17 protein-coding genes are annotated in these 15,594 nt (G+C 63.5%); 10 read left to right on the top strand and 7 right to left on the bottom strand.

Going from position 1 to position 15,594, the window contains the following annotated elements; genetic code table 11:
• Nucleotides 1-5: 5 nt before the first annotated feature.
• Entirely contained in the window at nucleotides 6-896 is an 891-nt protein-coding gene (locus EJD88_RS03250; RefSeq protein WP_158876795.1) for a 1-aminocyclopropane-1-carboxylate deaminase/D-cysteine desulfhydrase, read from the top strand.
• Here EJD88_RS03250 and EJD88_RS03245 read toward each other — a convergent pair.
• The 3 genes from EJD88_RS03245 to EJD88_RS03235 form a co-directional block, all read right to left on the bottom strand.
• The gene (locus tag EJD88_RS03245; RefSeq protein WP_158876793.1) at nucleotides 886-1,443 is read right to left on the bottom strand and encodes a cytochrome b; all 558 of its coding nucleotides are present in this window, start codon (nucleotides 1,441-1,443) and stop codon (nucleotides 886-888) included. The two genes, EJD88_RS03250 and EJD88_RS03245, sit on opposite strands and share 11 nt — an antisense overlap.
• Nucleotides 1,444-1,557: 114 nt before the next feature.
• Complete coding sequence (phnX, locus tag EJD88_RS03240; RefSeq protein ID WP_158876791.1) at nucleotides 1,558-2,385, bottom strand: phosphonoacetaldehyde hydrolase; 828 nt, start codon at nucleotides 2,383-2,385, stop codon at nucleotides 1,558-1,560.
• Nucleotides 2,382-3,509 (bottom strand): 2-aminoethylphosphonate--pyruvate transaminase, encoded by a 1,128-nt coding sequence (locus tag EJD88_RS03235; protein ID WP_158876789.1) that lies wholly within the window; start codon nucleotides 3,507-3,509, stop codon nucleotides 2,382-2,384. The genes phnX and EJD88_RS03235 overlap by 4 nt, the downstream gene beginning before the upstream one ends.
• Nucleotides 3,510-3,621: 112 nt before the next feature.
• Here EJD88_RS03235 and EJD88_RS03230 point away from each other — a divergent pair, with 112 nt between their 5' ends.
• Together EJD88_RS03230 and EJD88_RS03225 are read left to right on the top strand one after the other, a co-directional pair.
• Nucleotides 3,622-4,479 (top strand): LysR substrate-binding domain-containing protein, encoded by an 858-nt coding sequence (locus tag EJD88_RS03230; protein WP_099586658.1) that lies wholly within the window; start codon nucleotides 3,622-3,624, stop codon nucleotides 4,477-4,479.
• Nucleotides 4,480-4,578: 99 nt separating this feature from the next.
• Nucleotides 4,579-5,286, top strand: a complete 708-nt coding sequence (locus EJD88_RS03225) for a YebC/PmpR family DNA-binding transcriptional regulator (RefSeq protein ID WP_099586659.1) — start codon at nucleotides 4,579-4,581, stop codon at nucleotides 5,284-5,286.
• Nucleotides 5,287-5,339: 53 nt separating this feature from the next.
• Here EJD88_RS03225 and EJD88_RS03220 read toward each other — a convergent pair whose 3' ends face one another.
• Both EJD88_RS03220 and zapE read right to left on the bottom strand, forming a co-directional pair.
• Nucleotides 5,340-6,641 carry a protein kinase gene (locus EJD88_RS03220; protein ID WP_158876787.1) on the bottom strand — a complete coding sequence of 434 codons (1,302 nt, stop codon included), beginning with the start codon at nucleotides 6,639-6,641 and terminating at the stop codon, nucleotides 5,340-5,342.
• Between the two features lie 39 nt (nucleotides 6,642-6,680).
• Nucleotides 6,681-7,775, bottom strand: coding sequence for a cell division protein ZapE (gene zapE / locus EJD88_RS03215; RefSeq protein WP_158876785.1), 1,095 nt, complete (start codon nucleotides 7,773-7,775; stop codon nucleotides 6,681-6,683).
• 223 nt (nucleotides 7,776-7,998) lie between these two features.
• Here zapE and EJD88_RS03210 point away from each other — a divergent pair, with 223 nt between their 5' ends.
• The 7 genes from EJD88_RS03210 to EJD88_RS03180 all read left to right on the top strand — a co-directional run bounded on the left by EJD88_RS03210 (nucleotide 7,999) and on the right by EJD88_RS03180 (nucleotide 14,278).
• Nucleotides 7,999-8,490, top strand: a complete 492-nt coding sequence (locus tag EJD88_RS03210; RefSeq protein WP_178117172.1) for a spore coat U domain-containing protein — start codon at nucleotides 7,999-8,001, stop codon at nucleotides 8,488-8,490.
• The gene (locus EJD88_RS03205) at nucleotides 8,484-9,026 is read left to right on the top strand and encodes a spore coat U domain-containing protein (protein ID WP_099586662.1); all 543 of its coding nucleotides are present in this window, start codon (nucleotides 8,484-8,486) and stop codon (nucleotides 9,024-9,026) included. Before EJD88_RS03210 ends, EJD88_RS03205 begins: the two co-directional genes overlap by 7 nt.
• An 18-nt stretch (nucleotides 9,027-9,044) precedes the next feature.
• Nucleotides 9,045-9,587 (top strand): spore coat protein U domain-containing protein, encoded by a 543-nt coding sequence (locus tag EJD88_RS03200; RefSeq protein WP_099586663.1) that lies wholly within the window; start codon nucleotides 9,045-9,047, stop codon nucleotides 9,585-9,587.
• Nucleotides 9,587-10,078, top strand: coding sequence for a spore coat U domain-containing protein (locus tag EJD88_RS03195; RefSeq protein ID WP_099586664.1), 492 nt, complete (start codon nucleotides 9,587-9,589; stop codon nucleotides 10,076-10,078). Before EJD88_RS03200 ends, EJD88_RS03195 begins: the two co-directional genes overlap by 1 nt.
• Before the next feature lie 26 nt (nucleotides 10,079-10,104).
• Nucleotides 10,105-10,893, top strand: coding sequence for a molecular chaperone (locus EJD88_RS03190; RefSeq protein WP_158876781.1), 789 nt, complete (start codon nucleotides 10,105-10,107; stop codon nucleotides 10,891-10,893).
• Nucleotides 10,894-10,964: 71 nt separating this feature from the next.
• Nucleotides 10,965-13,310 carry a fimbria/pilus outer membrane usher protein gene (locus EJD88_RS03185; RefSeq protein ID WP_158876825.1) on the top strand — a complete coding sequence of 782 codons (2,346 nt, stop codon included), beginning with the start codon at nucleotides 10,965-10,967 and terminating at the stop codon, nucleotides 13,308-13,310.
• A gap of 47 nt (nucleotides 13,311-13,357) precedes the next feature.
• On the top strand, nucleotides 13,358-14,278 hold the full coding sequence (locus EJD88_RS03180) for a spore coat U domain-containing protein (protein WP_158876827.1): 921 nt from the start codon (nucleotides 13,358-13,360) through the stop codon (nucleotides 14,276-14,278).
• Here EJD88_RS03180 and EJD88_RS03175 read toward each other — a convergent pair.
• Together EJD88_RS03175 and EJD88_RS03170 are read right to left on the bottom strand one after the other, a co-directional pair.
• A complete protein-coding gene (locus EJD88_RS03175) occupies nucleotides 14,275-15,012 on the bottom strand; it encodes an anti-sigma factor (RefSeq protein ID WP_099586667.1) in 738 nt (245 codons plus the stop codon). The genes EJD88_RS03180 and EJD88_RS03175 overlap by 4 nt on opposite strands.
• Entirely contained in the window at nucleotides 15,009-15,515 is a 507-nt protein-coding gene (locus tag EJD88_RS03170; protein WP_099586668.1) for a sigma-70 family RNA polymerase sigma factor, read from the bottom strand. The genes EJD88_RS03175 and EJD88_RS03170 overlap by 4 nt, the downstream gene beginning before the upstream one ends.
• Nucleotides 15,516-15,594 lie beyond the last annotated feature (79 nt).

Below are 15,594 nucleotides of genomic sequence, written 5' to 3'. Positions count from 1 at the left end.
GTCCGATGGGCCCCTTCGATTGGCTTCCCTATGCACCCCTTGAACCTTTGGCGCTGGATTGGCTGAACGGCGTCGAGTTGGCCGTGCTGCGCCTGGACCGCATCGACCCGCTGATCAGCGGCAACAAGTGGTTCAAGCTCACCGAACACCTGGCCCAGGCGCAACGGGCCGGGGCCAGCGGCGTTATCAGCCTCGGCGGTGCCTACTCCAACCATCTGCACGCACTGGCGGCGGCGGGCAAGCGTTTTGGCTTTGCCACCGTCGGCCTGCTGCGCGGCCATCCGCAAGACACGCCTACCGTCCAGGATTTGCAGGCGTTCGGTATGCAGCTGCATTGGCTCGGTTACGGTGGTTATCGCGCGCGCAATGAACCGGGGTTTTGGTTGCCTTGGCGTGAGCAATATCCCCAGCTGTATCCCGTGCCGGAGGGCGGCGGCGGGTTGGAGGGGGCAATGGGCTGCGGGGTGCTGGTCGAGCAGGCCCGTGCGCAATTGAGCAAGCTGGGCTGGGCCGATTACGACGGGTGGTGGCTGGCAGCGGGCACCGGCACCACGCTGGCGGGTCTGGTGCTGGCAGAGGCGGGCGCCCATCCGGTGTACGGCGCACTGGCCGTGCCGGATGGTCATGGTGTGGCGCAAAACGTGAGTGCCCTGGTGGCGGGCGGCTATCACTTGCTAGACGCCAGCCGGGGCGGCTTCGCCAAGGTCGACCCGTTGTTGCTCGACTTTATCGAGGCCACGCAACAAGCCTGCGGCGTGCCGCTGGAACCGCTCTACACCGGCAAGGCATTACTGGCCTTGAAACAGCAGATCGAGGCCGGCCACATCGCGCCCGGCACTCGCCTGATCTTCGTGCACACCGGCGGCCTGCAAGGCCGGCGAGGGTTTACAGACTAGCGCGCTTACCCGGCATCATCCGCAGCGCCGTGTTATCGCGCATCACATAATGATGAAAGATCCCCGCCACGGCATGCAGCCCGATCAGCCAGTAGCCGATCTTGCCGAACAGCACGTGCCAGCTTTCAATCTCTTTGGCCAGGGCCTTGTTCTCGCCAATCAGCGGCGGCAATTCCATGCCATAGAACATCACCGAATGCCCCTCGGCGCTGACAATCAGCCAGCCCGCAATCGGCATGCCGATCATCAGGGCGTACAGCGCGGCGTGCATCAGGGTAGCCAGCAGGCGTTGCCATTGCGGCGGTGCCGGTAGGATTTTCGGCGCTACCCCCAGGCTGCGCGCAAACAGGCGCAGCCACACCAGCACAAACACCGTGAGACCGAACATAAAGTGCATCTCGACGATCAGCGTGCGGGCGCCGCTGCCTTTGGGGAACTGGCCGCGTAACTCTATGCAGGCGTAGACCAGCGCCAGCAGCACCACCATCAACCAGTGCAGCGCAATCGACATAGTGCTGTAGCGCGTATCGGAATTTTTCCACGGCATCGCTGGGTTCCTCGTTCATCAGGGCAAGCCTCCGTTCTTTGGCGACGGAGTCCTTTTACTCTATGCCTGTTTTGAACGATTTGCCCTACGCGAATGCCGTTGTGTTGACCTCTATCAGTGGCTTTGCGGCATTTCACCGCGTGCCAGGCGCTGGTTGATATCGGCGATCACTGCCGGCAGGTCGGTGATGGTGTCGATCAGGTAATGCGGGCGCGAGCCTTCGAACATCGCTTCGATGCGCGTGCGTTCGCTGGCCAGGGTGGTGGCATCCAGGGCTTGGAACTGTTCATGGGTCAGGCCCAGGGCGTTGCCGGAGCAGGTCAGCGCGACGGTCCACATCCCGGCGCGACGCCCTTCAAGGATGCCGGGCACGGTGTCGTCGACCTTCACGCACGCTGCTACATCGTCAATCCCCAGTGCAATCACGTTGGCCAGGGCCTGGGCTGGCCAAGGGCGGCCGTTGGGCACTTCGTCGGTGGCGACGACATGGTCGGCGACGTAGCCATTGGTGGCAGCCAGGGCGACGACCTTGTCCATTACCTGCTTGGGATAGCCGGAGCAGGAGCCGATCCTGATGCCTTGCTTGCGCAGTTGCGCAAGGGTGTCGAGGGCGCCAGGAATCAGCACCGAGTGTTCGGCGATCTTCTCGATCTGCAACGGCATGAAGCGTTGGTAGATGGCGGTGACGTCGTCGTCAGTGGGCGTACGGCCGAACGCCTTGCGGTAACGCTCGGCAACTTGCGGCTGGTCGCAGAGGGTGCGGATGTGGTCCCACTTGCCCATGCCCATCGGGCCGCGGGCCTCTTCGATAGAGACTTGCACGTCGAACTCGGCAAAGGCCTCGACAAAAATCTGGGTTGGCGCGAAGGAGCCGAAGTCGACCACGGTGCCGGCCCAATCGAGGATGACGGCCTGGAGGGTGTTGGGGTTTTGATAGTTCATGCGGGCGCTCCAATGGATGTAAGGGTGATGCCCATGGCCTGCAAAGCCTCAGCGATTGCACTGACGGCGGCGCCCATGTCGGCGGCGTCGACGTGACCGATGCAGCCGACGCGGAAGGTCTCCACCTGGGTCAATTTGCCGGGGTACAAGATGAAGCCCTTGGCCTTGACCCGTTCATAGAAGTCCTTGAACTGGTAGTGCGGGTCTTGCGGGGCGTGGAAGGTGACGATGATCGGCGCCTGGATGGCGGCCGGCAGGAAGCTGCGCAGACCGAGCTCGGCCATGCCGTCCAGCAGCGCCTGGCAGTTGTCGGTGTAGCGTTGGTTTCGAGCAGGCAGGCCGCCTTCTTCCTGATATTGCAGCAGCGCCTCGTGCAGGGCGGCGACCACGTGGGTCGGCGGGGTGAAGCGCCATTGGCCGGTCTTGACCCTGTAGCTGTGCTGGTCGAACAGGTCCATTGCCAGGGAATGGCAGTTGCCTTGGGCGGCGGCCAGTGCCTGCTTCTCGGCGAAGACAAAACCCATGCCGGGCACGCCTTCCAGGCATTTGCCCGAGGCGGCGATCAAGGCTTCGAACGGCACGTCGCGAGCATCAATGGGCAATGCGCCGAAGGAACTCATGGCGTCGATGATCAGGCGTTTGCCGTGGTTTTTGACGACCTGGGCGATCTCCGGTAATGGATTGAGAATGCCCGTGCTGGTTTCGCAGTGGATCAAGGCGACGTGGGTGGTGCCCTTGTCGGCTTGGAGCAAACGGTCCACATCGGCGGCAGTGGTGGGTTCATTTTCAGCGGTTTCAAAGGTGCTGAAGTCGCGGCCCAGCACTTCGCAGATCTTCGCCAGGCGCTTGCCGTAGGCGCCGTTGATCAGCACCAGTACCTTGCCGTTGCGTGGAACCAGGGTGCCGATGGCCGCTTCGACGGCAAAGGTGCCGCTGCCTTGCAAAGGCACGCAGTGATGGCTGTCCGCGCCGTTGAGGACTGCCAGCAGTCGCGTGCAGACGCTGGCGGTGAGTTGGTTGAAACGGTCATCCCATGAACCCCAGTCCACCAGCATTGCCTGACGGGTGCGGCTGGATGTGGTCAGGGGGCCAGGGGTCAGCAGGATCGGCGCGGCAGTGTTCATCGCAAGTTCTCGCAGGCATCGGGGGGTGAAGCTACGGGGCCTAAATTGCAGTTTGGCTTGTTATCAATCAAATTGTTTGTTGTTATGCGAGCTATCAGTGAGGCCGATAACCATGAACCTGTTTCAATTACGCGCATTCGATGCGGTAGCCCGTGAAGGCAGCTTTACCCGAGCTGCGGCGCGGCTGTTTATCAGTCAGCCGGCGGTGACCGGGCATATCAAGGCGCTGGAGGAGTACTACCAGATTCCCCTGTTGCGCCGTACGGCACGGCGGGTGGAATTGACCGAGGAGGGCGCACGCCTGGCGGCGATCACTCGGGCGATCTTCGGCCTGGTGGACGAAGCGCAGGCGCTGTTGGAGGCCAATCGGCAACTGCTCACCGGCCGCCTGGAAGTGGCGGCGGACGGTCCGCACCTGGTCATGCCGATGATCGCCAGCCTGCGTGCGCGCTACCCCGGCATCACGGTCAACCTGCGCCTGGGCAATGCCCAGGAAACCCTCGCGGCCTTGCTGTCCGAGCATGCGGATGTGGCGGTGCTGACTGAAGTGGAACCGCGCAATGGCCTGCATTTGCAACCTTTGAGCGAGTCACGCATTTGCGCGCTGGTGCCGGCCGGGCATCCGTGGGCGACGCAGGCCGAGGGCATTGCGCTCAAGCAACTGCACGAAGTGATCATGGTGCTGCGCGAGCCCAACTCCATCACCCGTCGTACCTTCGACGATGCGTGCCTGGCTGCCGAGGTTCAGCCCAAGGTGTTGCTGGAACTGGACAGCCGCGAGGCGGTAACCGAGGCCGTCGCCGCCGAGTTGGGTGTGGGCGTGGTGTCGTCGATGGAGGTCAGCCAGGACCCGCGGGTGCGCGCGGTGCCGATCCAGGGCGACGGGTTGCTGAACCGGCACATGCTCGGCTGCATGGAGCGACGCCGGTCGTTGCGTTTGATTCAGGCGTTTTTCGAGTTGGCGCCCTGAGGGTTTTTTGGTGGAACGATGCGTTCTCGCGCTATAAACTCTGCCCCCAAAGCGCCGGCCAGTAGACGTCTCGGCGCTATGGATATCAGAGAGTGAGTCATGGGCGCACAGTGGAAAGTCAAACATAAAGAAGCGGCATCCAATGCCAAGGGCAAGATCTTCGGCAAGCTGGTGAAAGAAATCACCATCGCCGCCCGCAACGGCGCCGACACCGCGACCAACGCTCACTTGCGTCTGGTGGTGGAGCAGGCCAAGAAGGCCTCGATGCCCAAGGAAACCCTGGACCGCGCGATCAAGAAGGGCGCCGGTCTGCTCGGTGAAACCGTGCAATACCACCGCGTGACCTACGAAGGGTTTGCCCCGCACCAGGTGCCGTTGATCGTCGAGTGCGTGACCGACAACATCAACCGCACCGTGGCGGAAATCCGCGTGGCGTTCCGCAAGGGCCAACTGGGTGCTTCGGGCTCGGTCGCCTGGGACTTCAACCATGTCGGCCTGATCGAAGCCTCCCCGGATACCCCGGACGCCGATCCGGAAATGGCCGCGATTGAAGCCGGTGCCCAGGACTTTGAAGACGGCGAAGAAGAGGGCACCACCCTGTTCATCACCGAAACCACCGACCTGGACGCGGTACAGAAAGCGTTGCCGGAGCAGGGTTTCACCGTGCTGTCGGCCAAGCTGGGCTACATCGCGAAAAACCCGGTGAGCGGGTTGAGCGATGAGCAGATGGCTGAGGTCGAGGCGTTCCTGGAAGGCCTGGACAACCATGATGACGTGCAGGATATGTTCGTCGGCCTGGCTGGCTGATTGGACTTATTGCTGGACAACTGTGGGAGGGGGCAAGCCCCCTCCCGCAATGTTCAGGGGTGCTGGCTGGCTGTCAGCAAGGCCTCGATTTCTTCGAAGTTCGGTCGCGCCAACACATCCGGCTGACAGCATCTTCTTTGCAGTTCCAACAGTTCACCGCTTGCCCCACCCTCAACCCGCTCCAACAACTCTCCCAGCAACACCCCGAACGCCCGCACTTCAATTCGCTGCAACGCCCGTGTCTCCAAGGTATCGGCCTTGGCATGGAACGACGCCGCGCCAAAATCCCCGAGCAGGCAATCCCCTGCGTCATTCCACAGAATATTGTGGCCGTACAAGTCGCCATGGGTGATGCCGTGCCGGTGTAAATGTGCCGCCACCGAGGCGATGCCCCGTGCCATGCGCAAGGCCACATCGGCACTGAAACGAGCGGATGGTGCGTAGATGTCGCGGGTGCACGACGCCAGGCTCGGCAGGGCGGCGAGGTTGCGGTAGCTGGGGTCGATCAGGTCCATCACCAGGGCGGCCTGGTCGTCCGGGTGGTCGACCACGCGGCCCTCGATCTTGATCAGGTTGGGGTGCAGGCCGGCGGCAATGCAGGCCTGCATTTCGTGCAGCGGCGAGCCGTCGCTGGTGATGGTGCCTTTGTAGAGTTTGACGGCAACCGGCTTGGCTTGTGCTTTCCATAGGGCCTTGCGGATCACCCCCGAGGCGCCTTCGCCCAGCACTTCGCCCAATTCCAGGTCTGTCCACGCAATAGCCGGTGTTGCGACGTCTGCCGTCACCTCCACGGCCATTTCCACGGGGTTACCGGCATAGGCCAGCCAGGTCAGGCTTGGCAGGGCTAACAACCATTGCGGCAGGCGGGTCAGGCAGTTGGACGCGATGCGAAGCAATTCGAGATTGTGACAATTGGCCAGGCTTTCCGGCAGGGCCGCGAGCTGGTTGCCGGCCAGCATCAGTTTTTGCAGCAGTGGACGCTCGCCCAATGCGTCAGGCAATTGGCTGATGCGGTTGTCGGTGAGGATCAGCCAGCGCAGCAACGGCGGTAAAGCGGCGGCAGGCACGTGGCTGATCTGGTTGGCCTTGAAGCCGATCATGCTCAACTTTGCGCATTGGCCCAGGCATTCCGGCAGTTCGGTAAAGGCGTTGTCCGAGCAGAACAGCACACGTAGGTGTGGCAGGCGGTGGAGGTCGTCGGGTAGGCGGCTCAGGGCGTTACCGCTGAGGTTGAGAACTTCCAGGGAGTCGGCCAGCCCGAAGATTTCTTCAGGGAATTCGGTGAGCCCGCAGGACAGGTCCAGGCGCGTAATGCCGGCCAACTGGCCGGCCTTGAGTTGGGCGAGGGTATTCATAAACGGCGCGGTCACTCGGTAAAGGGGCGTGAATGGCGCTCATGATACCGGGTCGTGGATGGGTTGCGGGCTGGCTTGTTGCAGTTGGTTCAGGCGGCTGGCGGTGCGCGCCAGGTCGATGGCCTGGCCGCTCATCGCCTGCTCCAGCGTGTGTTCGCCGATCAGGATCAGGTGCTTGTCCTTGTCATAGAGCACGTCGACCAGGTTGATAAACCGTTGTTGCACGGCGATCGGGCACTCGGCCAGGTGCGGCAGGCCGTCGATGATCCAGTGATCGAAATCCTCGCACAGCAGCAGGTAGTCCATCACAGCGGTCAGTTGTTCACAGAGGTCGCTGAAGGTGAAGGCGATGGTGCGGGCGTCATGCTGGCGGCAGATGAGTTGTCGGTTGCCCACTGTCAGGTGCTGCGCCGGGCCATCGGTGGCAGGCAGGCCGAGCGCCGCCCGCTGGGCCGATGTGCCCGGCCACACGTACCGACCGGTGGTAAAACGCTGCACGGCATGGGCCTGGGGCAGGCTGCGAAAATCCTGGGGCGAGCTGACTTCCAGCACTTCCATGCGTGTGGCGATCAAGTCGATCACCGGCTTGAACCGTTCGTGGTACAGCGGGTTGGGCAACAGCTCTCCTGGCGCATAGTTGGAGGTGACCAGCACCAGCACGCCCCTTTGGAACAGCGCCTTGAACAGCCGCGTGATGAGCATCGCATCGCCGATATCGTGCACATGGAACTCGTCGAAACACAGCACTCGACAGCCATCGAGCAGTTCATCCAGGGTCACGCCCAGCGCATCGTCGGCCTGCTGGTGGGTGAACATGCCTCGGTGCAACCGGGCGAAGAATTCATGAAAGTGCACGCGCTGCTTCTCGGCTATGGGCAGCGCCTGGAAGAAACCGTCCAGCAGCCAGCTTTTGCCGCGACCTACCGGACCGTGCAGGTACAGGCTGCGGGTGGGTTGGCCGGCGAGCAGGTGCCGGGTTGCGCGGGCCATGGCGGCGATTGCCTGGGCCTGGCCGGCGCTGAGGGTGTAGCCCTGTTGCCGGGCTTTGGTGTCAAAGAACGTCTGGATGGGCGAGTCGTCGTGGCCATCGGTGGGTTTACCGAGCAAACGACGGATCAAGGCAAGCACGGCCAATGGAAGTCACTCTGTGTGTCGAAGTCGCTTACTTTAGGGCGCTCGCCGCGATTTGACCAATGCACAAGGGCGCGGCCAGCCATCTCGAAAAGGCATGGAATGCAGGAAATCCTGTCCAGACTGGCAGATTCTTCCTCAGTGACTACCCTTCTACACAGCAGTCACCCCTGTATAAGGATTTGGGGCAGTGAAGGGACGAGCAGTATTGACAGTGATGTGCGCAATGCTCTGCAGCACGGTTTACGCAGCGCAACTGCAAGTGATGGTGCGCATCGACGTGCAGCGCGGCTGCCAGTTGGTGGGCATCACCCGCAGCGCTGGCATCGAGCAACTGGGCGTATTGGACTTCGGCAGCGGCCCGCGTCTGGATGACCCGGCCGGGCCCTTGAGTGCGGCGCTGATCAGCCAGCGCCAGCCGCGCCTGGAATGCAACCCCGACACCCCGTACCAGATGCGCGTCGATGGCGGCCTGAACGGCGGCACCGGCGAAGTGCGTTACCTGAGCACGGGCATCCCCTCCGGCAGACCCATTCCTTATCGCATTTATGCCGACGCCGCGCGGCGCATCCCCTTGCCGGTGAATGTGCCGCTGAGCGGCCGTGTACCGGACTCCGGTTCCGTCGATCTGCCACTGTATGGCCGGATCGAACCGCTAAAAGACATCCCCGCGGTCGGTCGTTACACCGACTTGCTCAAGGTCACGGTCACATGGTGAGCCGGGGCTGGACCCTGGTGGCCATGGGTGGCTTGTTGCTGCTGGCCGAAGATGCCCGCGCGGCGGTGGCCAGCGGGTTTATCCAGGCGCGCATGGTGATCACCGCCAGTTGCGAAGTGAGCAAGGGTAACGAAATCGCCCCGGTCAGCCCGACGGGCGGCACGGCCATGCTGGACTTCGGCAGCCAGGGGCCGACGTGGAGCAATCCCTTGGCGGCGGGTGTTTCGGACGGCAGTAATGCGCCGCTGACCGTCTCGTGCAACCCGACGGTCGCCAGTTTCACCGTAACCATCGACGGCGGCACCAATGCCGTCGGCACCACCCGGCGCCTGAGCAACGGCCGCCAGACCATCCCTTATCAACTGATGGCCGACCCGCTGGGGCGTATCCCTTACACCATCGGCCAGCAACGCAGTTTTGTAGCCACCAACGGCACGCAAATGACCATCCCGGTGTGGGGCGCCGTGGTGGCCAATACCACGGCCCTCCCGGCAGGAACCTATACCGACACTTTGACGGTGACATTGGACTGGTAAATCAAAAGGATGACGATCATGCATGCACGTGTATCTCGACTCGGCGTTTGCGCACTGGGTCTGGCGATGGCCTCCAGCCTGAATGCGGCCACCACGGTGACCGGCCAGATCACCTCCAGCCTGACACTGATTGCCAGTTGCCAGGTCAACGGTTCCGGAGCGGCCACCGGCCTCAACTTCGGTAGCCTGAACTTCGGTACCACCAACAGCCTTTTCACCAATGCCGACGCCCAATTGCTCGGCGGCACCGGCACCGGGGGCGCGCTGTCGATCCTGTGTTCCAGCGGCACCACGCCAGCGGTGAAGGTGCGTGCCGGTGCGAATGATGGTGCGTCTGACGGGGGCACCCGTGCGCTGGCCGACGGCGCGGGCAACTTCGTGCCGTACGACTTCTACACCGACAGCGGCCACTCGGCGCTGCTGGCGATTGACGGCGTGATCACCCTCGCCACCAGCACCGGCGTGGCGCAAACCGTGAACCTCTATGGTCGGGCGGTGGGCAAGGCCGGGCTGCCGGCGGGCACGTACTCGGACACCGTGGCTGTTGAACTGACGTTCTGATGCGCTGGCTTTGCGCCTTGCTGGCCTGTGGGCTGGCGGTGCCGCTGCCGTTGTCGGCGGTGACCAGCCAGAGCTTTCAGGTGAGCGCGACGATTACGCCGGGCTGTTTGATCGTTGGCGGCAGCGCCAATTACGGCGCACTGAATTACGGCAGTTACTCGGCTCTGGCCACCAGCACCGTGACTGCCGCGCTGACCGGCGGTGTGACCCTGCAATGCACGCCGGGGGTGGCGTTGAGCATGAGCGTCGACGGCGGCCTGCATAACAGCAGCGGGCGCAACTTGCAGCTCAACAGCGGCAGTGCGCGGGTGGCGTACCAGCTGTTTCGGGACGCGGCGTTCAGCCAGAGCCTGGGGGTCAGTCAAAGCGTCAGCGTGACGTACAGCGATGCAAACACCATCAGCCTGCCGATCTATGGGCGGGTGGTATTACCGGGCAATCAGCCTGGGGGGACGTACAGCGACACGTTGCAGGTGCAACTGACGTGGTAGGGCTTATCGGTATAAGGAGTGGTTTTATGCGTTCACCTTCCCGGCGGCTGTGGGCCGCGGGCATGGCCCTGGGGGCGTTGTGCACGGCGGGGTTGGCGCAGGCCGCCAGCTCGGTGCTGATCTGGCCCATCGACCCGGTGCTGGAAGCGGATCAACAGGCCAGCGCGCTGTGGCTGGAGAACCGCGGCACGGAAACCGCGAGCCTGCAGATTCGCGTATTTGCCTGGAGCCAGAGCGGCTTCGACGAGCAGTACCAGAACCAGCGCGATGTGATCGGCAGCCCGCCGGTGGCCAGGATCGAGCCGGGGCAGAAGCAACTGGTGCGCCTGACCCGCACGCGTGAAGTGCCGCCGGGCCAGGAGCTGGCCTATCGCATCATCATTGATGAAATCCCCTCGCCGTTGCAGGTGCCCACGCCGCCGGAAGGCAAGAACACGGCCGCCGCCATTCGCTTCCAGATGCGCTACTCGGTGCCGTTGTTCGCCTACGGCGCGGGGCTGTGGAGCAAAGAGGACGCCACGCGTCAGCGCGATCCGGCAGGCGCGGGCAAGCCGGACCTGAGTTGGCACAAGGTCACGGTGGCGGGGCGCAACTACATCGAGGTGCGAAACCAGGGCGCCGTGCATGCGCGGCTGACCGATGCGTCGTTCAAACAGAGCGGGCAGCCCCGGCCGCTGGTGGAGGGGTTATTGGGGTATGTGCTGCCCGGCGCGACCATGCGCTGGCCGGTTCCGGATGCGGTGTCGGCTGATCAGCCGTTGCAGGTTCGCGTCAACGGTGCAGCGCAGTTGGAGACCCTTGCGCCGAAGCGTTGAGGGTGGTGTAGCGGGGCTCGGAAGCTCCGGGTGTTAAGCGGATGGAGATGTCCATTGAAGGACACAACGCCATGGTGAGTCGTGGTCGGGCTCGTCATCTATGGCTGTCGGTGGTGGTCAGCGGGCTGTGGGGCGCGGCAGTGGCGGGCGACTTGCCGCCGCCGCCGAGCAGTATGGAGGCTGTCGCCGATGCACAGCTGTTTCTGGAGTTGGTGGTCAACCAGATGGACACCGGCCGCGTCATTGCCGTCGACCAGCGCGCCGGGCAGCTATATGTGCCGGCGGGGGCGCTGCAGGACGTGGGCATGAAGCTGCCCGGTGAACTCAGTGGCAGCGTGGCGCTGGACGCAATCCCCGGTCTGCACAGCGATTACGACAGCAACGGCCAGCGCCTGCTGATCGACGTACCGCCGTCGTGGCTGCAGGAGCAGTTCATCGGCAACCGCAACACCTATCCGCGCACCCAGGCCATGAGCAGCTTTGGCGCCTTGCTCAACTACGATCTGTATTTCAACGACACCGATGAAGGCGGCAGCTACCTCGCGGCCTGGAACGAAGTGCGGCTGTTCGACAACTGGGGCACGTTGTCCAACACCGGGCAGGTCCGCCAGACCCTGGCCGACGGTATCAACGACAGTACGCTCAACAATGGCTACCGGCGTTACGACACCACCTGGCGTTTCTCTGATGATGAACGGATGCTCACCTATGAAGCGGGTGATGTAATCAGCGGTTCGCTGCCCTGGAGCAGCTCGGTGCGCTTGGGCGGGGTGCAGTTTTCGCGCGACTTTGCGGTGCGCCCCGACCTGGTCACTTATCCCTTGCCGCAATTTGCCGGCGAGGCGGCGGTGCCGTCGTCGGTGGATTTGTTCATCAACGGCTACAAATCCGAAAGCGCGTTGCTGCAACCTGGCCCTTACACCCTGACCAACGTCCCATTTATCAACGGCGCGGGTGAAGCGGTGGTGGTGACCACCGATGCCCTGGGTCGCCAGGTGTCGACCACGGTGCCGTTCTACGTCACCAGCACGTTGCTGCAACAAGGCTTGACGGATTTTTCGGTGGCGGCCGGGACGTTGCGCCGCGACTACACCGTGCGGGATTTTTCCTATGGGCCAGGAGTGACCAGCGCGACGTTGCGTTACGGCTATTCCGACAACCTGACCCTGGAAAGCCACGCCGAAGCGTCCAGTGACCTGACCCTCGGCGGGCTGGGCGGCAACGTGCGACTGGGCCATTTCGGCGTGCTCAACACGGCCCTCAGCCAGAGCCAGTTCGAAGGCCGCAACGGCCAGCAACTGAGCCTGGGTTATCAGTACAACAGCAGCCATTACAGCCTGTCCTATCAACGGGTCGAACGGCGCGCCGACTACGCCGACCTGACGCTGGTCGACACGCCCTACGCGAGTTTGAGCAAGCGCAGTGAACAGGTGACATTGAGCCTTAATCTTGAGCGTTTCGGCAGCCTGGGCCTGGGCTATTTCGACGTGCAGGCCGCAGACGACTCGCGCACGCGGCTGCTCAACCTGAGCTGGAGCAAACCGTTGTGGCGCAACACCAGCTTCTACCTGTCGGCCAACCGCGAGATCGGCGACAGCAACTGGGCCATGCAGGCGCAACTGGTCATCCCGTTCGACCTCAACGGCAGCCTTGCGCTGAGCACCGAGCGTGGTAAGGACGGCACTGGCCGCCAGCGGGTCAACTACAGCAGCGCCGTGCCCAGCCAAGGTGGGTTCGGCTATAACCTGGGCTATGCCCGGGGCGACGCACCCAGCTATCGACAGGCTGACTTGACCTGGCGTTTGCAGTCGGTGCAACTGCAGGCCGGCGTGTATGGCAGCAGCGATGCCGAGACGCGTTGGGCGGATGCCAGCGGTTCGTTGGTGTGGATGGGCGGCGACACCTTTGCCGCCAACCGCATCAATGATGCGTTTGTGGTGGTGAGTACGCAGGGCTTTGCCGGGATTCCGGTGCGTTACGAGAACCAACTGGTGGGCGAGACCGACCGCAACGGGCATTTGCTGGTGCCCTGGAGCAGTGCGTATTACCGGGGCAAGTATGAAATCGACCCACTGAACCTGCCGCTCAATGTGCAGAGCCCCAACGTGGAACAACGGGTCTCGGTGCGCCGTGGCGCGGGTTATCTGCTGGAATTCCCGCTGCGCCGCGTGCTGGCGGCGAGCGTCACGCTGGTGGACAGCCAGCACCAGGAATTGCCCCTGGGCAGCCTGGTGGTGCATGAGCAAAGCGGCCAGCAGGCGGTGGTGGGCTGGGATGGTTTGGTATACCTGGAAAACCTGTCGGCCCATAACACCTTGCAGGTGACGCTGGGGCCAGGACGTACCTGCCAGGCGACTTTCGATGTGGATGAGCAACAACAAGGCGTGCCGCTGATCGGGCCGTTGGTGTGCCAGTGAGGGGCAAGGCATGCCTGCTGCTCGGGCTGCTGCTGTCAGGCCCGGCGATGGCGGCGTGCTCGGTGGTCACCAGCGCGCCGGCCAGTTTCGGCTCGATCAGTTCGATGACGGTGCGCACGGCCGCGCAAACCAGTTCGACCACCAACGCCGGGTTGCGCTGCACATCGGCGCTGATTTCGCTGCTGGTGCCGTCGGACCACTTCTACGCCACCATCACCTCGACCCAGAGCGGCATGGTCGGGCCGACCGGTGACGTGATCGGCTACACAATCTACGGCAACAACAGCAGCAGCTATCCGATCACCCGGGGCACGCAGTTCGATTTTGGTGGCGCCGGGGGGATTGCCCAGGTGTTGGGGTTGATCGCGGGGCCCGGGGCGAAAACCGTGCCGCTGTACCTGAGCAGCATCACCGGCAGCAACGTGGCGGCGGGCCTGTATACCGAGACGTTGAACATTGCCTGGAACTGGAATTATTGCTCGGGCATCGGCGTTGGCGGGATCTGCCTGGGGCGTGATATCGGCAATGCCGTCGCGACCCTGACAGTCAGCATGACCGTCACCAACGACTGCCAGATCACCGCGCCCAATATCAGCTTTGGCAGCGCCCCGGTGGTCAGTGGGTTCACGGCCGTAACGGGGCAGACTATCAATATCGCCTGCACCAAAGGCAGCGCCTACACCGTGGGCCTGAGCGATGGCCAGAACCCGCTGAGTGTGGGCGGGCGGCGGCGCATGATCTCGGGCAGCAACTACCTGGCCTACGACATTTTCAAAAGCGCCGGCACCACGCGTTGGGGCAGTGTCGGCGCGGCGCGGCGGGCCAGCTCCACGGCCGAGGTCAACCCCGGTAATGGCTTGGGCACCGGCAGCCAGGTATTCAACTACAACGCAAAAATCTACACCGACCAGACCACGCCACCCGCCGGCACCTACCTCGACAACGTGGTGCTGGACGTGGGGTTCTAGAACGGCTGCATGGACGGCGGCGGCTGATCCGTGGGGCTGACCACCGCATAGTTGTAGCCGCCGCCAGACCAGTATTGCGCCTGCAACCCATCCGCCGAGCGCTGGCCACGGGGCAGGAAACCGTTGTTCGGGCCCGGTGGGCGAATGTAGAAACTGATGCGCCGACCGTGCGGGTCTTCGTACAGCACCATGGCGGCGGCGCCTTGCTCGGTGGTGAGCAACCGGCCGCTGACCGGCTTGAAACCTGACTGGCTCAAGTCCGGCAGGCGATGGGCCTGGTTGAAGTAGCGGTCGAGCCAGGCCTGCATGGTGCCACTGTCCTGGCCGTTGTAGTCGGCGGGCATGATGCCTTCCTGGGCAAACAGACGGAACGCTTGCATCGCGTCGGCCATCGGCAACATCGACGTTTGCGTGGCTTCGCGGGCGTGCCAGCCGCCGAGGCCGCCGAGGCTCACGGCAATCAGCAACACCGCCGCCGTGGCGAAGTGACGGCGCGATTGCTGCTTGATGCGCTGGCGGATCAGCGCCGGGTCCAGCGCCGGGTTGGCCGGCTGTTGCAAGGCGCCGCTGAGTGACGCGCGCAGCAATTGCGCGTCGTGCTGCCAGGCCTGCACCTGGGCCGCGACCTCGGGGTGAGCGGCCAGATAGGTGTCGAGTACACGGCGATCGCTCTCCAGGAGTTGGTGATCGACGTAGGCATGCAGGTCGCGTTCGCTGGGGGGCAGGCTGATCATTTGAGTATCCGCAGGGAAGGGCTGGCAATTTCGCCATCGCTGAGTTGGCGCAAGGCTTGGCGTGCCCGGGACAAGCGCGACATCACGGTGCCCATGGGCACGTCGAGGATGTCGGCGACTTCCTTATAGCTCAAGCCTTCTACCGACACCCATAACAGCAGGGCGCGCTGTTCGGTGTTGAGCTGATCGAAGGCTTGCAGGGTCGACTGGGCGATCACCGTGCGCTCCACCGATGGCTGTGCATCGTCGCGGCCGGTAAAAAATTCCAGCATGCGTGCATAGCGGCGGGTGCGGCGGTGGGCGTCGAGGAACTGCCGGTAGAGGATCGAGAACAGCCACGCGCGCAGGTCGCCCTCGATGCGCTTGTCGGCCCAACGGTTGATTGCCCGCTCCAGGGTGGCCTGCACCAGGTCGTCGGCGCTGCTGGCGTTACGGGTCAGGGACACGGCAAAGCGCCGCAGCCTGGGGATGAGTTCACGTAACGGTTCGTCGAGTTCATGCATGGGTATCTGGCTGGTCACTACGCTGGGACTAGAGAGACGTCCGGCGGTAAGGGTTATTCCAGGCGGCGAAAAATAAATC

Source organism: Pseudomonas sp. PB105 (assembly GCF_009764655.1).
Lineage (GTDB): Bacteria > Pseudomonadota > Gammaproteobacteria > Pseudomonadales > Pseudomonadaceae > Aquipseudomonas > Aquipseudomonas cyclaminis.
Note: the sequence above shows the minus strand (reverse complement) of the source record. Positions and strands in the feature narration are given on the sequence as shown.